The sequence below is a fragment of the Dactylosporangium sp. NPDC051087 genome, from assembly GCF_055586325.1.
The window spans coordinates 18127-34705 of the sequence record NZ_JBVJIJ010000021.1; the positions used below are offsets into that span (position 1 = coordinate 18127).

The following is a 16579-nucleotide window of genomic DNA, read 5'->3' on the forward strand; positions in this document are numbered from 1 at the left end:
CGCGGGCCTACCGTCCTAGGTGATGGGGAGGGGTCCGCGATGAAAACGAAGACCTTGCTTGGCAACCGGTACCGGCTCGAGTCCGAGGTCGCCCGGGGTGCCATCGGCGCGGTCTGGCGGTCGTACGACGAACAGACCGGCCAGTGGGTCGCGGTCAAGGTCATGCGTTCCGAGGCCGCCGAGGTGCCCGAGCTCGTCGACGGGTTCCTCGGCGAGGCCGAGCTGCTCGCCGGCCTGGACCACCCGTCGGTCATCCGGGTCCACAACCTGATCACCGGCAAGGGCCTGCTCGCCATCGCGATGGAGCTCGTCACCGGCCCTGACCTGCGGCGCAGGCTGCGCTCCGACGGGCCGCTGCCGCCCGCCGCCGCGGCCGAGGTCGTCGCCCAGGTCGCCGACGCGCTCGCCTACGTCCACGCCGCCGGGATCGTCCACGGCGACGTCAAGCCCGGCAACCTGCTCGTCCCGCTCGACGGCGGCCCGGTGCGCCTCGCCGACTTCGGCGTCGCCCGCCGCCTCGACCAGCCGGCCGGCCCGACCCACGCCACGCCCGAGTACGTGGCGCCCGAGGTCGTCGCCGGTGGCCTGCCCAGCCCTGCCTCCGACGTCTACGCGCTCGGCGTCGTGCTCTTCGAGCTGATCTGCGGTCGCAGCCCGTACCGTGGCGGATCCCCCAACGACGTCCTGCGCCGGCACGCCGACTGCGTGCCCGTGCCGCCGCCCGGGATGCCCGCCGCGCTGTGGCCGATCATCGAGGCCTGCATGGAGCTCGACCCGCGCATGCGCCCGGCGGCCGCGTCGATCGTGGGGCGGCTGCGGGTCGCGGAGGGCGCCCTCGACGGCTTCGAGCCGCTGCCGCGCCTGCCCGCCGAGGCGGTCACCTTCTGGGTCCGCTCCGCCGAGCAGACCGCGCCGATGTCCACGCCGGTCCGCCGGGTCGACTGGGTGCCGCTGCCGACCGCGCCGACCTCCCCGGCCGCGGCGTCGGCCGCGCTGATGATGGCCGTGCCGATCAAGGACCTGCCGACGGAGCCCAACGGGCTGCCGCTCGCCGAGATGCCCACCCTGGCGCGGGGGCCCTTCGCCGTCCCCGCCGTTCCGGTCGCTCCCGCTGGTCCGGCTCTGGACGGGGCGGCGGAGGAGCCGCCGACCGAGGTCATCGTGCCCGCCGCGGAGCCGCCGACCGCGGAGGTCGTCCTCGCCAAGCCGGTGAACGGCGCGCTCGCCGCGCTGCAGCAGGCGCTCGCCACGCCGGCCGCCGCCCCGGCCGGGACCGTCTCTCCGGCGGAGACCACCGCCTCGGACGACGAGGTCACCGCTCCGGCCGCAGCCGTTCCCTCGGCCGAGGCCGCCGCTGTCCCGTCCTCCGAGGTCGCCGCCCCGGCCGAGGTCGCGGTCTCCGACGAGGCTGTTCTTCCGGCGGGTGCCGTCCCTCCGGCGGAGGACGCGGTCTCCGATGAGGTCACCGCGCCGGTCGAGACCGTTCCTCCGGCCGAGGTTGTCTCGCCGTCCGGGATCGCGGTTTCCGACGACGTCACCGCGCCGGTCCAGGCTGTGCCCGCCGCCGAGGCTGCCGCGCCGGCCGAGGCCGCGGTCTCGGAGGACGCCGCCGCCGTCGGTGAGGAGGCGGTGGACCAGCAGGACCGCCCGGGTGACGTGGACGGCGAGGGGCCCGCGCTGGTGACCGATGTGCCGCTCTGGGGCGGCGACACGCCGGACGGGAGCGCCACGCCGGACGGGGAGGAGGCCGCGGCACCCACCCCGGACGCGTTCACGGTCGTGCTCACGCCCGGCATCCCGCAGCAGCGGGCCGAGACCCCCGGCGCCGCCGGAGCGGGCACCGCTCCCGGCGGGGAGGCCGTACCCGAGGAGAAGTCCACCGACGTCGTCGTGCACGCGGCGTGGCCCGTGCTGCCCGAGACCGGCAACATCCCTGCGCCGATGGCCGCCGACCCGGTCTTCGCCGGTCCTGCCGTGGTCGCGGACGCACCGGCCGGCCCGTGGGACGCCGCCGCGGAGCCGCGGACCGAGGTGCTGGCTTCCGCCGTACCGCCGCCGCCGCGGACTGCTGAGCAGACCCCTCAGCCGCCCGTCACGCCCGACGTGCTGCCCTGGCTGCGGGCCTCCGCGGACGAGCCGGGGGAGGAGGGTGCCGGCGGCGGCGCGACCGGCCTGTCCGCCGACGCCCCGGCCCGGCGGTCCGACCGGAAGGTCCTGGTGCTGGTCGGCGGGGCCGTGCTGCTGCTCGTCCTGCTCGGCGTCGGCGTGGTGCTGGCGGCCGGCGGGTTCGGCGGCGGCAAGCCCACCCCGGTGAACGTGACCACGCCCGCCGGGGTGCCGAGCGCCGGGCCGTCGCCTTCCACGGACCCTTCGGCGGAGCCTTCCGGGGGAGCTTCCGGAGAGCCCTCCGGGACGCCTCCGGTGGACGGTTCCACCGCGCCGGGCGAGACCGGGAAACCGCCCACGAAGCGTCCGTCGTCGGTGCCTTCGCCGACCCGGAGCCTTCCCGGTATCGGTGATCCGCTGCCGCCGTTCCCGACGATGCCGTCTTTTCCGCCACCCCCGAAATTTCCGTCCTAACTCGACAGTCGCGACGCGACAGTCGACAGTGGATTTGTCGAAATCCTGGACTGGGCCCGAGAAAGATGACAGCGTAGGGCACATGGCGGAATCTGGAGTCAACGCGACCGCGGCGGCCCTGCTCGGTCTGCTGCACGAGGGGCCGATGACCGGCGGGCAGCTCATGGCCGCCGCGCAGCGACGCCTGGGCGCCTACTGGTCGATGACGCGGAGCCAGGTCTATCGCGAGCTTCCGGCGCTCGCCGCCGCCGGTTATGTCAGGCTCGGCAAGCCGGGGGCGCGCTCGAGCCAGCCCTATGCGATCACGCCGGCCGGGAAGCGCGCATTCACCCGCTGGCTGTCGGAGCCCGCCGGTCGTGAGGCGCTGCGCAATCCCGTCGCATTGCGTGTCGCGTTCGGCGTGCAGCAGACGGGTGCACAACTGCAGCAGGTCTATGCGCACGCCGCCGAATACCACAATGCGGCGCTGACCGAGGCGCGGGAAATGGCCAAAGAGGCGAAGAAGTCCGGCGACGAGTTCTATGCCGCGTCGCTGGAGTTCGCCGTCGGATATCACAAGGCGGCCCTCGCCTGGCTCAAGGGCGCGCCCAGCAAATAGCCGCGCGGGCTTCGGCGTAGTCTTTGAGGGTGACCGCTCTCGACCACGCCGAATCGCTCAAGCACCTTGATGTCGTCCTGCGCAACATCGAGGCCGTCATCGACCTCAACCGGCTCCGCAAGGAGAAGGCCGAGCTCGAAGAGGCCGCCGCCGTGCCCAACCTGTGGGACGACCAGGTCGCCGCGCAGAAGGTCACGTCCCGTTTGTCCTATGTCCAGGGTGAGATCGGCAAGCTGGAGCGGCTGCGGGCCAAGCTCGACGACGCCGTGGTGCTGCTGGAGCTCTCCCAGGCGGAGGACGACGCCGGGTCGCTCGGCGAGGTCGCCGACGAGATCACCGCGCTGACGAAGTCGATCGAGGAGCTCGAGGTCCGCACCCTCCTGTCGGGGGAGTACGACGCCCGTGAGGCCCTCGTGACGATCCGCGCCGGGGCCGGCGGGGTCGACGCCGCGGACTTCGCCGACATGCTCCTGCGGATGTATCTGCGGTGGGCCGAGCGGCACGGCTACGACACCGACGTCTACGACACCTCATATGCGGAGGAGGCCGGGATCAAGTCGGCCACGTTCGCCGTGAAGGCGCCGTATGCCTACGGGACGCTGTCCGTCGAGTCCGGCACGCACCGCCTGGTGCGGATCAGCCCGTTCGACAACCAGGGGCGCCGGCAGACGTCGTTCGCCGCGCTGGAGGTCGTGCCGGTGGTCGAGCAGACCGACGAGGTCGAGATCCCCGACGACGACCTGCGCGTCGACGTGTACCGCTCCAGCGGCCCCGGCGGCCAGGGCGTCAACACGACGGACTCCGCGGTCCGCCTGACCCACCTGCCGACCGGCATCGTCGTGTCGTGCCAGAACGAGCGCTCGCAGATCCAGAACAAGGCGACCGCGATGAACGTGCTGAAGGCCAAGCTCCTCGCCGTGAAGCGGGCCGAGGAGAAGGCGACCATGAACGAGCTGCGCGGCGACGTCCAGGGCTCCTGGGGCGACCAGATGCGGTCCTACGTCCTGCACCCGTACCAGATGGTCAAGGACCTCCGCACGGAGCACGAGACGGGCAACCCGTCCGCGGTCTTCGACGGCGACCTCGACGGCTTCATCGACGCCGGCATCCGGTGGCGGAAGCAGCGGGAGCTCAACCCCGCGTGACCCGTTCGGGGGACATGATCATCGCATTGGAGTGCGGCGATCACCTTCGGTTATCTTCGTGCATGGGCCGTGAGTGAGGCGTACGTCACACTCACGGCTGGAATCCAGCGCTGCCCTGCACTTCGGGTCAGCTCTTCGGGTTCGCATTTAGGGCAAACGCCGCGCGACGCACTTCGTGTACTTGGCGTGGATGTCACACCGCGTAGACTCACGTCCCGTGATTCGGCTTGACCACGTGACGAAGACGTATCCGAAGGCGTCCCGCCCCTCACTCGACGATGTTTCCGTCAACATCGAAAAGGGCGAGTTCGTCTTCTTCATCGGACCCTCCGGCTCAGGCAAGTCCACGATCATCAAGCTGCTGCTGCATGAGGTCACGCCCAACAAGGGCAAGGTCGTCGTCAACGAGCGCGACGTGACCTCGATGCGCTCGTGGCGCATCCCGGCGTTCCGCCGGCAGATCGGCTGCGTGTTCCAGGACTTCCGTCTCCTGCCCAACCGCACCGCGTATGAGAACGTCGCCTTCGCTCTCGAGGTCATCGGCAAGTCGAAGGGCGTCGCCCGCCGCGTCGTCCCCGAGGTGCTGGAGCTCGTCGGCCTGGGCGGCAAGGAGCACCGCTACCCCCATGAGCTGTCCGGTGGTGAGCAGCAGCGTGTCGCCGTGGCCCGCGCGTTCGTCAACCGGCCGCTGATCCTTCTCGCCGACGAGCCGACCGGAAACCTCGACCCGGACACGTCGATCGAGATCATGCGCCTGCTCGACCGGATCAACCGGACCGGGACCACGGTCGTCATGGTCACCCATGACTCCAACATCGTGAACCAGATGCGCCGGCGGGTCGTCGAGATCGAGAGCGGCCGGATCGTGCGGGACCAGCCGCGTGGTGTCTACGGCTGACGCGTTTCCGCCGTAGTCCACTCCTGACTTTGCCGGGTCCGCTGGGAAGGAACCCCACCCGATGCGCTTGAAGTACGTCCTGTCCGAAGTCCTGACCGGGCTCTGGCGAAACGTCACCATGACCATCGCGATGATCATCACGATGACGGTGTCGCTGACCATGCTGGGCGCGAGCCTGCTGCTGTTCTTCCAGGTCAACAAGATGGAGGACTTCTTCTACCAGCGGGTAGAGGTGTCCATCTTCCTGAGGGCCGACGTCACCGACGAGCAGCGCGCCAACATCGAAGGCGCCCTCAAGGGCAGTGCTCTCGTCAAGGACGTGAAGCACGAGACCCAGGACCAGGCATGGGAGCGGTTCAAGACGCAGTTCCGTGACGCGCCCGACCTGGTGAACGCGACGAAGAAGGAGTCGCTGCCCGAGTCGTACCGCGTCAAGCTGAAGGACCCGACCAAGGTCAAGGACCTCCAGGACGAGATCCGGTCCCAGGAGGGCATCAGCGACATCGTCGACCAGCAGGAACTGCTGAAAAAGGTCTTCGAGCTGCTCGGCGCCCTGCAGACCCTCGCGCTGACCGTCGCCATCATCCAGGGCGCCGCGGCGTTGCTCCTGGTGGCCAACACCATCCAGGTGGCCGCCTACAGCAAGCGCCGTGAGGTCGCGGTCATGAAGCTCGTCGGCGCGTCGAACTGGTTCATCCAGTTGCCCTTCGTCCTGGAGGCGGTCTTTGCCGGTCTGCTCGGCGCGCTGCTGGCGTTCGGCGGCTTGGTGGCGGCGAAGTTCTTCTTCATCGACGGGTCGCTCAAGGCGCTGGCCAATGTGCTGCTGCCGATCGACTGGAGCAGCATCTGGCTGATGCTGCCGGTCCTCGCCGGCGCCGGCGGTCTGGTCAGCGCGATCACCGCCTGGATCACGCTGCGGTTCTACGTGCGCGTCTGACGAACGTTCACCGAAGGGGGCGGGCCGTCGCGGTCCGCCCCCTTTCGTGTGCCCGGTCCCGCGCGTTTTACCCGAAATCCGGACTTATGGCTGTTTAGCCGCTTACGGTAACCCTCAAGTGGTACTGGAGGGTTATGTGAACCGGATCAGGATCGTCTGCGCCATCGCCGCCACCGTCGTGCTGCTCGGCAGTGGCACGGCCGGGCACGCCGACGCCCGCGACGACAAGGCACGCATCGACCGCCAGATCCAGGAGACGCAGGCGACGCTCGAGGCCGCCACCGACAAGGCGCAGCAGGCCGCCGCCGACCACGCCGCCGCGACCGCCGCGCTGCCCGGCGCCGAGGACGCCCTTGAGGTCGCCAAGGGCCGGGTCATCGCCGCCGACGCCGCCGCCCGGCAGGCCCAGCGCGACCGGGACGCCGCGGACGCCGTGCTCGACGCCGCCGACACCGAGTACGACGGCGCCAAGGCCGACGTCGAAGAAGGCCGCGAGCACGTGTCCGCGTTCGTCGCGGCGGCGTACAAGGGCAGCGGCTTCGCCATGTTCAACTCGATCCTCGAGTCCGGCTCGCCGAACGACCTCGCGCTGCGCATCTCCTACCTCGACCGGGTCGCCGCGGAGAGCCAGCGCGCACTCGACGACCTGACCATCGCCAGGATGACCGCCAAGCAGCGCTCCGACGTCGCCCAGCTGGCCCGCGACAAGGCCGGCCAGGCGGCCGAACAGACCCGTCAGGCCCTGCAGGACAGCATGGCCGCGCAGACCGGCGCCGAGCAGGCCGCCGCCGACGTGAAGATCCTGATCGACAAGAGCGCCCAGGCCGAGGCCGTCGCCAACTCCGAGCGTGCCGCCGTCCTCGCCCGCTACCAGCAGCTCAAGGTCGACAGCGACCGGGTCGCCGCGGAACTGCGGGCCGCCGCGGCGGCGGAGGCGGCGGCCGCGGCGAAGGCGGCCAAGGCGGCCGGCAAGCCGAGCACCGGCGGCGCGCCGCTCACCACCGCGCTCCCGCCGAAGACCGGAGCCTTCTTCCTGATGCCCGTGCACGGCTGGAAGTCCAGCAACTACGGCATGCGCTTCGACCCGGTCTACAAGGTGTACCAGCTGCACGCCGGCATCGACGTCGCGGCCGGCGGCGGGCAGCCGATCCTCGCCGCCGCCGACGGCAAGGTGGTCCGGGCCGGCTGGGCGGGCGGCAACGGCAACTACACCTGCGTGTCCCACGGCCTCTATCAGGGCAAGGGGCTGGCCACCTGCTACGCGCACCAGTCGCAGATCCTCGTACGCGTCGGGCAGACCGTGCGCCGCGGTGAGGTCATCGGCCGGGTCGGCACCACCGGCGCCTCGACCGGCTACCACCTGCACTTCGAGGTCAGGCTCAACGGCAGCCCCGTGCAGCCGTTGTCCTGGCTGCCCGGTTGCTTGTGCTAACCCTGTTGCTCAACGCGATACGCTGATACTCCTGTCAAGATTGCTGGAGGGGTCGATGCCGCGCGAAAAGGGACGCAAGGTCGTCGCGTCCAACCGGAAGGCGCGCCACGACTACGAGATCCTCGAGACGATCGAGGCCGGCGTCGCGCTGACCGGCACGGAGGTCAAGTCGCTGCGGGCCGGCCGCTGCTCGCTCGTCGACGCCTTCGGGCAGATCTCCGACGGCGAGGTGTTCCTCCATGCGATGCACATCCCTGAGTACACGATGGGCACCTGGACCAACCACCCGCCCCGTCGCGTCCGGAAGCTGCTGCTGAAGCGCCAGGAGATCGACCGCATCGGCACGAAGGTCCGTGAGAGCGGCCTCACCCTGGTGCCGCTGTCGGTCTACTTCGCCGACGGCTGGGCCAAGGTGGAGATCGGCATCGCCCGCGGCAAGAAGTCCTACGACAAGCGCCAGACTCTGGCGAAACGTGACGCCGAGCGGGAGATCTCTCGCGTCATGGGCAGCCGCAACAAGGGCAGAACCGAGTAAATCGACCCCGCTGGCTGAGTAATGCCCGACAGGCGGGCGAGCAATGCGTACAAGCCATATAGTCCGTGCGTGACCGAGATTCGGGTCGATGTCGACCTCGAGCACCCGCCCGCCGCGGTATGGCGCGCGCTCACCGAGGCCCACCTCGTCACCGACTGGCTGCCGACGACCCGCTTCATGGTCCGCGAGGACGGCACGTTCACGTTCCAGGCGGCCACGCTCGCCGGTCTCGAGGACCCGATCGAGGGCGAGATCGTCACCACCGAGGCGCCGCACCGCATCGTCATGCGCTGGTCCGGGGAAAACCTGCACACGGCCGTCGCGATCGTCCTCGACGAGGTCGCCGGCGGGACCAGGCTGACGTTCACGCAGAGCGGGTTCCTGGGGCCGCAGGGGGCGCTGCGGCGCAGGACGTTGCGCGGGACGTTCCAGCGGCTGTTCGAGGGCCCGCTCGCGGCCACCCTGGCGAAGCAGGCGGCGCCACCCGCTTCCCCCGTCGCCGCGACCCTCACCGATCCGGTGACGGTGGTCCGGCGCAACGACGGCGGGCCGTTCAACCGGCTGCCACGCCAGCCCAACGCGCCGAGCCGGTCCGCGCCGGGCCTCAGCTCGCAACGGCCCTCCACCGCGGGCCCGCGGCCGACGACGACCATGCCGGGCTTCGCCGCCGCCGTCCTGGGCGCCAAGGCGACCGGTGTCGCCGCGGTGCCCGCCCCGCCGGTGATCCCCGCCGCCCGCACCGGCGACCCCCTGCCCGCCCACCGGTCGCCGCGGCCGGCGGCCGGCGCGCCGGCGCTCTTCGCCAGGATGCGCGGCGGCCTGCAGCGGCTGATCGCCGCGCGCGACTGGTCCGCGGACCGGCGCAGTCAGGCCGTCGCCGCCGCGGCCGCGATCCTGCTGCTCCTGGCCATGATCGCCCTGCTCGTCGGCAAGGCCACCGCACCGCACCCGGCCAAGCCACCACGCACCGGCGGCGGCGTCGAAGGCCCGCTCCAGGCCAGCTTCCCGGCCGCCGCCCCCGCCGAACGGTCCCCGCGCCCGACCCTGGTCTCGGCGAGCTCCGCGCCCGCCGCCGCCCCGTCCGGCTCGGCCGTCCCCGCGTCGAGCGCCGCGCCGCAGCTCACCGCGCAGACCCGCACCGAAGACCTCACCCTGACCTCCTACCGGGTGACCGTCACCATCGCCAACCCGGCCACCACCCCGGCCGCCGACTGGACGGTCGCCATCACCCTGCCCCTGCTCGACCTCACCGTCCGCAACGTCGACGGCGCCGTCATGGCCCGCACCGGCCTGCAGGTGATCTTCACCCCAGTGGACAGCACCCGCACCGTCCCGGCCGGCGCCTCCGTCAACGTCCGCTTCGAGGTCCAGGGCCTGGGCATGCGCAACACCCCCCTCGCTTGCACCATCGACACCCGTCCGTGCACCCAGGTATCGGGATGAAAAGCTGGCGGGGACGCGTTACTCTGGATCAGTCGCTCGTGGGAGCGGCAGCCAACACCACCCGCGCGGGGGTGACTGGTTTCGACTTTGTGCGCCGCGTTAGGGGAAGCGAGCCGAGGAAGCCGACGTTGTCTCGTGAATCAGTCGTCGGAAAAGTATAAGCGCCAATTACAAGCGCTCCGATCTCGCTCTCGCTGCCTAAGCAAGAGTCGTAGATCTGTCGGTCCGGGTTCGCCTTCGACCCGATCACCGGCATCAGCTAGAAGGCTGGCCAACCGAGTCCTGTCGCGGGGCTCGTGCGGCGAGATCAATCGCGACTGGACCCGTCATACCGACTCGCTCGCGTGATCGGTAGGGCCGAGTAGAGACACAGCGAGCTGCGCTCGGAGAAGCCCTAGCAAAGCAACGAAGGACCCGGGTTCGATTCCCGGCACCTCCACCTCTGGACGGCCCCTGCTGACGCAGGGGCCGTCCGCCGTTGGAGGTGTCGTGTTCCCCGCGCACCGGCTTCGCCGGTGCTCCCCAGTGGGGGAGCTTCGCTCCACCCACACCCCCTCAAAACCGCAGCGGAGCCCACTGGTCGCAGCGCGTCCTCTCCGCGGGGGCACGCTGGCTTGGTTGGTTGTGCTGTCGAATGCTCCACACCGCGTCACCCCGCCCTGGGCGGCCTGTGTCCTGCACGTTGCCTGTCTGGCCGAACTTCGCTCTCTGCCGAACGCGCTAAGGTCAGGCTAACGATGGAGTACGACAGTTCCAGGGGCGTCGCCACATCGTGTGGTAGCGGCCGCTCGCGGCGTCGATGGTGTCGAGTTCGCTCCGGACGGGCGGGGACGCCGTTGTTGTCTGCGGCTCTGAACGCGCTCACTCAATGTGACGCTCCAGGGTCGTTCGTTCGCGCTGTCGGCCACGTGATCTTTGGCTTATCGCTGCAGTTTGCCCTGGTGAGCGCAAGTCGGACCGTAAGTCGGTACGCCAAGTCGGACCGTAAGTCGGTATTCCCGCGGCCCCCGGGCTGGCCGATCATCGGCATTATGGATGTGGTCGGGCCGGTTTTCGCTGGGGCGTGGGTTGCGCTTGCGCTGGTGCCGCTTTCGCGATTGGCAGTGCTGTCATGGGTGTTGAGCGATGATCGGCGCACGATGAGACTCATCAGGGTCCTTCGCGCCGCTCGGCACCCGACTGTCAGTCGGTCGAGGTCGAGTGCGTCGCCTGTGAGCGTCGCCGCTGGCTCGCTGGTCGAATGTGGCGCGTCGTGTTGCGGGCGCATGCTCGGCATGCGCGGAATCAGACGGCGAGGAAGTCGACGTCGTACTTGTGGATGTGGGCGTCGCGGGTGACCAAAGTGAGTTCTTCGAGCTGGGCCTGTGCGATGAGCATCCGATCGAACGGGTCGCGGTGGATGAGGGGCAGGCGCCCTGCGGCGATGGCGTGGGCAGACGTGATCGGTAGCTCGCGGAACCCGCTGTCGCGGATGCGCTCTGGCAGGTCCACCGGTTGCAGCTTGCCAATGGACTGCTTGATGGCTACTTCCCAGATGGTGGCCGGGCTGATGTAGACATTGAGTTCGTGGTCGAGGCGGTCTTTGACCTCTTCGGCAAGCGTTTCGTCATCGGTGAGCCACCACAACACCACGTGGGTGTCGAGCAGGAGGCTCACGGCGTCAAGCCGAAGTCGTCGGCGATGCTTTCGTTGACGGCCTGCGAGTCCCAATCGTCACTCACGGTGAGCTGGCCGGTCAGTGATCCTCGGCCAGCGCGTTTGATGCGTGGGTGAAGCGGGATCACCTTGGCGACCGGCGTACCGGCGCGACTGATGATGATCTCTTCGCCGTGCTCCACGCGGTCGATGATTCGGGAGAGGTTGGTCTTCGCGTCGTGGATGTTGAACTGTGGAACGACGGCTTCGCTTGACATGGGACCTCCTTAGCTAACAGCTTAGTCCAGCTGGCCGGCGTAGCTGCGGATCGGACCGGGCGGGTTCAAGTAGACGAGCGTCAGCTCCACCGGCGCTCCCCAGTGGGGGAGCTTCGCTCCACCCGCACCCCCTCAAGACCGTCGCGGCGCGCTCTGGTTGCGCATGGTCTTGGGTCGGGCGGGGTCTCGAGCGGTCGGATCGCCCGGCATGAGCGTTCGTGTGCGTCACGAAGTTTTGCTGCGGCTTCGCTCGGCAGGCCGTAACTGCGCTGCTGTCGAATTGGCATATGGCCACTAGTTGGCCATCGTTTCGGGTGAGTCTTGAGGGCGTGTGCGTCGCCGCTGAGTGGTTGGCATGGCAGGCTGGTGACGAGCATCCGTCGGGAGGTGTGTGAGCTGATGAGCGTCGCCGTGCTCGAACACGAAGGACCGTGGAGTGAGGACGAGTACCTTGCGCTCGGCGAGACCGTCGACCGGATCGAGTTGCTGGACGGGAGTCTGCTGGTGAGCCCGGCGCCGAGCAAGCGGCACCAGCGCCTTTCGTCGCTGCTGTTCGTGGAGCTCGATCGGGCTGCGTTCGATGCGGGACTGCTCGCGCTGGAGGCGGTCAACGTCCGGCTGCAGAGCGGACGCATCATGATCCCGGACCTTGTCGTGGCGGACACCGACGAGGACGGTGTGGTGATCGATGCTCCCGACGTGGTCCTGATCGGCGAGGTCGTTTCGCCGGGCAACGCCGGGACCGATCGCCTGGTGAAGATGGAACTGTACGCCAAGGCTGGAATCGATCTTTACCTGCTCGTGGAGCAGGAGCCGCCCGGTTCTGTGACGCTGCGGTTGTTCCGGCTCGACGGTGCGCACTATGCGGAGCACGCGGTCGCGAAGGCGGGCGAGGTGCTCGCCGTCGATGAGCCGTTTACGTTCGAGATCGACACCGCCGACCTGCTGCGCCGGGTGCCTCGCCGCCTCACCTGAGCGGGTTCAAGTGCGCCAGTGTCAGCTCCACCGAACCGGTTCGGGTTCCTCCGCACGAGCAAGCTCGTGCTCCCCAGTGGGGGAGCTGCGCTCCACCCACACCGCCTCAAAATCATCGTCCTGTCCGACTGGCTGCGAAGCCCGCCCAACGTCGGGCCGCCGAGTTGTTCCGGCCTGCCGGGTTCTGCGCCGACGTCGCTTTCTGGCATGCCACGAAATTTCAGGTGCGCCGGCCGCGATGCCGTCGACAATGTCTCGGTGTCGGATCCGATGGTGTCGTTCGTCCGTACGGTTGCCGAGCGCGATGCCCGTGAGGGGCACGCCCGGCGGATGGTTGGCGCATTCGTCCACGCGGTGCGATACGTCGACATCGACTACTTCCGTCACGAGGTGGCTGCCGAACATGAGGGTCCGCGCCGGATCGTCGACGAGGCGGAGTGGGAGCGACCGGCGTGGCGATGCGATGGGTTCGACTCCGTCGACCACGGTGTCGAGTTCGAGTGCGCCGACGGCCGGGTGTTCAGCGTTACCTGGCAGTCGCCTGGTTGGACCGAGGGGCTGGTGTTCTGGGAGCAGCCGCTGTTCGGCAACGCTGTTCGACCCGAAGCGGATGTGGCGGTGTGGGACGTGACGGCGCGGAGTGGCTGGGCCGACTTCGTTGGTCGACCGGTCCTTGACGTCCGGGTGCACTACGCGCCGGCCGACGGCGGGTTCTGGTGTGGTCGGGCGACACTTCGGTACGACCGCGGCGACGTCAACCTCCTTCTGGGAGAAAGCAGTCGAACTGGCACGGAGCTGCAACCGTCCGCCGACAATGTCGCGGTGGTGTTTCCGTCCTCGCCGCTGCCGGTCTGGCTCACGGCGGATGACACGTGACAAGTCAGTCAGTCGGCCGGGTTCAGTAGGCCATCGTTAGCTCCACCTCTGGACGGCGGAACGTGGTTGCTGCTGGCTGGATGTGTTGGATTGGCACGTGCGCCGATCATCCGTGGTGAGCTGCACGGCTATGTCGGGCCGCGACCAATCAAGGGGCGTCCGTTTTCGCGGAGGACGACGGTGGATCGCAACGATCCGTGGAGGACGTGAGCGAGGCCGACATGCCCGCCGTTCGCCAGTGCCTCCATCAACTCGGCCTGGTTCTCGTCGATCTCGTCGAGCTTTGCGTAGTGCTTCGCCAGGTCCGGGCCGGTGCCGTTGATCCAAAGCGTGATCTCCGCGCCGCGGCTGAGCGCGGCGGTCAGCTCATCTCGTAGCGGCCCGGACTCCGCGGTTGCGATCGCGGCGTGGAGCCGTTCCTGGGCACCTGGTCGCGTGGGGGCCGCGGCGGCGCGTTCGGCGCAGCGGGAACATGCCGATCGGTGCTCCGCCGCGAAAAGGTGACGGACGACGGTCACCTGCGCCGCCGGGATGCCGCACAGCGTCGTGTCGCCGTCGACCGCATGCTCCGTTCCGTCCGGTGTTGCGCCTGGTGCGAGGCCGGCAGCGAACCAGGCCGGTTCACGGGCGTCTGCAAAGGACCAGCCGGGGCGTTCGGGTGCGGCGCTACGTCGTCCTGGCCGGCGGACGATCACCGGACGCGAGTTCATGGGAATGATCGCGACGAACCGCCACGAATCTGTGACCACCTCCGCCATCCCGAACCGGCCCTCGGTCTGCAAGGCCGTGCGGGCTTGACTGCCACCCTCGATCGCCTGATGGAGCCTGGCTGATGACCGGATGACGTCAGCGGACGCCCCAAGAATCCATGGGTGGACCGGTGCGCCCTTCTTGAGGGCCTCGATCAATTCGTCGCGCAGTGGGCCGGCATCCGCAGTGACGATCTTGCGGTACAGCCTCTCCTGCGGGGACGGTCGGGGCGGCGTGGCGGCGGCACGCTCCACGCAGCGTGCGCACGCCGACTCGGTGTCGGGAGCGAAGAAGCCGGGTGCCTGGTCCACGCGGCGCAGGGGGATGCCGCACAAGGTCGCCTTGCGGGACACCGCGTGTGCCATCTCGCCTGAGGGGCTCGACGTGACGCAGTTCAAGAAGGCAACCGGTATGCGCTCCCACACATGCTCACTGACCACGCGGCGACACTAGCCGTCCGCCGAGAGCGGACCAATCCGCCGGGTTCAAGTAGGCCCCTAGACGCCGTCCCGGGTCCTACCGGTCCGGGTGTCGGAGCCGGGGTCCGCCGTGGCGGGCCCCGGCCGGCGTCGCTACGGGACGATGACGTCGACGGTCAGGGTCCTGTTGTTCCGGATCTGGTACGTCTGGGCGTGTGCGAGGTCGGCACCGCCGACCCAGCCGCTGCGGCCGTCGGGCAACTGGTAGAAGATCTTGATCTGTTGCGGCGCGATGTTCGTGATCGTGAACGTCATGGGCGGGTTGCTGTACTGGTTGTTGCTGTCCCCGGAGTGGAGCGCCTCGCCGGACAGTGCGTCGTACGCGACCAGGAACGCGTTGCGCGGGTTGCCGGCCGTGTCGTGGACCGTGCCGGTGAGCGTGCCGCCGCCGGTGCGCAGTTTGATGTTCGCGGCGACCTTCTTGCCGGCGGGCACCGTCACCTTCGTCGCCTCGGGGCGGTTCACCGCGTTGCCGGACCAGCGCCACTGGTATCCACGGCCGATGAACTGCACCGGCCATGCGTACGGGCCGACGCCCGGGATGCTGTACGTGCCGTCGGCGCCGGTCGAGAATGCGCAGCCGCCCTGGGGAGCGAAGCCGTGCGACAGGGCGACGACTGAGACGCAGGCGCCTGCGACCGGGGCGGCGGTGTTGACGTCGGTCACCTTGCCGCGGACCGTGCCGGCCCGGTCGAACTGGATGGTCGGCGTGGTGATCTGGTCTCCGGACGCGACCGTGAACCGCTGGGCGGCGTCGCGGTCGCCGGTGCCGCCGGCCGCGCCGACCCACTGCAGGCCGAGTGCGTCGCCGCGCGGGTCGGCGAGCAGCTGGTACGTGCCGGGCTCCAGCGGACCGATCACCACCGAGCCCGGCGTCGGGCCCGGACCCTCGTCCGAGCAGAAGCCGTACGGGTCGTAGCCGTAGGGCTGGTCGATGTTCGCTACGCCGACGCAGCCGTCGACCGCGGTGCCGCCGTCGCGGTCGACCATGGTGGCGGTGATCGACGCGCCCTGGCGCATGGCCACGTCAATCGTCGCGGTCTGCCCGGCGGCGACCGTGACCGGCGTGTAGGGCACCGTCAGGTGGAGGCGGTCGTCGATGTTGACGTTGAGCGTGTACGTGCCGACGAAGAGGCCGGTGACCAGCAACTCGGTACCCGTGGCGCAGCCTCTGACGTTGTCGGTGTTCGTCGCCCATACGCAGAAGTGCTCCAGCGGTTCGCCGGTCGTGGCGTCGTGCGCGACGACCCGGATCGCGCCGGTCGGCAGAAATGTCTCGTCGACCGTGGTCAGCCGGCCGTCGGTCACCGTGAACCGGTCGGCCGCAGCGCTGTCGAGTTTGCCGTGCGCGTACTGTGTGACGCCCGCGGGCCCGGCGAACGCGACGACGTACTCGCCGAGCATCAGGTCGTCGATGCGATACCGCCCGTCGGCGCCGGTGGTCGTCCAGCCCGAGCCGCCGTTGCCATCGAGCTGGTTGGCGGTGACGCTCACGTTCGCCGCCGGGCTGCCGTCGGCGTCGGTCAGCTGTCCGCCGACCGAACCCGTCGGCAGCACGGTCTCCACGACCTGCACCGCTTGGCCGGCGGTCACCTCGACGGGTACGGCGGTCTCGTAGGAGGTCTTCCCGCCCGACCACTGGTCGAACGCGCCGCGGACCCGGTAGTTGAGCTTGTACGAGCCGGCCGGCAGATCGAGCGTGAACGCGCCGCTGGACGGCACGCTGACGCTGGTGATGAAGTTCTGCGCGGCGCTGTCGAAGACCGTGAGGTATGCCCAGGTCGGCGTGCCGTCCCGGTTCAGCAGGCTGCCGGAGATCGTCCCGGTCGGCAGTTGGTCGTCCACCACCGTGGCTCCCGCGCCCACGATGATGACGTCGCCCGCAATGACACTTGTGCCGGTCGCGGCGTGCGCCGGCGTGCTGGAGACCGCCGCACCGGCGATCGTGGTTGCCGTCACCGCTGCGTAGAGCAGGGTGCGGCGCAGTGCATGCTTTCGCATGTCCGCTCCTGAATGGG

At 69.5% G+C, this 16579-nt stretch carries 14 protein-coding genes and 1 other RNA gene; 11 read left to right on the top strand and 4 right to left on the bottom strand.

Features of this window, described 5'->3' with window-relative positions:
• Positions 1 to 39: 39 nt before the first annotated feature.
• The 9 genes from ACZ6TV_RS35035 (at position 40) to ssrA (ending at position 10010) form a co-directional block, all read left to right on the top strand.
• The gene (locus tag ACZ6TV_RS35035; protein ID WP_465302095.1) at positions 40 to 2580 is read left to right on the top strand and encodes a serine/threonine-protein kinase; all 2541 of its coding nucleotides are present in this window, start codon (positions 40 to 42) and stop codon (positions 2578 to 2580) included.
• Between the two features lie 82 nt (positions 2581 to 2662).
• A complete protein-coding gene (locus ACZ6TV_RS35040) occupies positions 2663 to 3178 on the top strand; it encodes a PadR family transcriptional regulator (protein WP_465302097.1) in 516 nt (171 codons plus the stop codon).
• Between the two features lie 29 nt (positions 3179 to 3207).
• A complete protein-coding gene (gene prfB / locus ACZ6TV_RS35045) occupies positions 3208 to 4323 on the top strand; it encodes a peptide chain release factor 2 (protein ID WP_465302099.1) in 1116 nt (371 codons plus the stop codon).
• Between the two features lie 217 nt (positions 4324 to 4540).
• Positions 4541 to 5221 (top strand): cell division ATP-binding protein FtsE, encoded by a 681-nt coding sequence (gene ftsE / locus ACZ6TV_RS35050; protein WP_033367409.1) that lies wholly within the window; start codon positions 4541 to 4543, stop codon positions 5219 to 5221.
• Positions 5222 to 5282: 61 nt separating this feature from the next.
• Positions 5283 to 6158 (top strand): permease-like cell division protein FtsX, encoded by an 876-nt coding sequence (gene ftsX / locus ACZ6TV_RS35055; protein ID WP_465302102.1) that lies wholly within the window; start codon positions 5283 to 5285, stop codon positions 6156 to 6158.
• Positions 6159 to 6294: 136 nt separating this feature from the next.
• A complete protein-coding gene (locus ACZ6TV_RS35060; RefSeq protein ID WP_465302104.1) occupies positions 6295 to 7590 on the top strand; it encodes a peptidoglycan DD-metalloendopeptidase family protein in 1296 nt (431 codons plus the stop codon).
• A gap of 55 nt (positions 7591 to 7645) precedes the next feature.
• A complete protein-coding gene (gene smpB / locus ACZ6TV_RS35065) occupies positions 7646 to 8125 on the top strand; it encodes an SsrA-binding protein SmpB (protein WP_465302106.1) in 480 nt (159 codons plus the stop codon).
• Between the two features lie 69 nt (positions 8126 to 8194).
• Positions 8195 to 9568, top strand: a complete 1374-nt coding sequence (locus tag ACZ6TV_RS35070) for an SRPBCC domain-containing protein (protein WP_465302108.1) — start codon at positions 8195 to 8197, stop codon at positions 9566 to 9568.
• A gap of 67 nt (positions 9569 to 9635) precedes the next feature.
• Positions 9636 to 10010, top strand: a transfer-messenger RNA (tmRNA) gene (gene ssrA, locus ACZ6TV_RS35075).
• Between the two features lie 842 nt (positions 10011 to 10852).
• On the opposite strand, the gene ACZ6TV_RS35080 is transcribed toward ssrA, so the two are convergent.
• Positions 10853 to 11224: a type II toxin-antitoxin system VapC family toxin gene (locus ACZ6TV_RS35080; RefSeq protein WP_465302110.1), complete on the bottom strand. Its 372-nt coding sequence runs from the start codon at positions 11222 to 11224 to the stop codon at positions 10853 to 10855.
• Positions 11221 to 11481: a type II toxin-antitoxin system Phd/YefM family antitoxin gene (locus ACZ6TV_RS35085; protein WP_465302112.1), complete on the bottom strand. Its 261-nt coding sequence runs from the start codon at positions 11479 to 11481 to the stop codon at positions 11221 to 11223. Before ACZ6TV_RS35085 ends, ACZ6TV_RS35080 begins: the two co-directional genes overlap by 4 nt.
• 399 nt (positions 11482 to 11880) lie before the next feature.
• Here ACZ6TV_RS35085 and ACZ6TV_RS35090 point away from each other — a divergent pair, with 399 nt between their 5' ends.
• Entirely contained in the window at positions 11881 to 12456 is a 576-nt protein-coding gene (locus tag ACZ6TV_RS35090; RefSeq protein ID WP_465302114.1) for a Uma2 family endonuclease, read from the top strand.
• Between the two features lie 258 nt (positions 12457 to 12714).
• Entirely contained in the window at positions 12715 to 13332 is a 618-nt protein-coding gene (locus ACZ6TV_RS35095) for a hypothetical protein (RefSeq protein WP_465302116.1), read from the top strand.
• Positions 13333 to 13460: 128 nt separating this feature from the next.
• On the opposite strand, the gene ACZ6TV_RS35100 is transcribed toward ACZ6TV_RS35095, so the two are convergent.
• Together ACZ6TV_RS35100 and ACZ6TV_RS35105 are read right to left on the bottom strand one after the other, a co-directional pair.
• Complete coding sequence (locus tag ACZ6TV_RS35100) at positions 13461 to 14522, bottom strand: hypothetical protein (RefSeq protein ID WP_465302118.1); 1062 nt, start codon at positions 14520 to 14522, stop codon at positions 13461 to 13463.
• 132 nt (positions 14523 to 14654) lie between these two features.
• Complete coding sequence (locus ACZ6TV_RS35105) at positions 14655 to 16562, bottom strand: MSCRAMM family protein (RefSeq protein WP_465302120.1); 1908 nt, start codon at positions 16560 to 16562, stop codon at positions 14655 to 14657.
• Between the last annotated feature and the right edge of the window lie 17 nt (positions 16563 to 16579).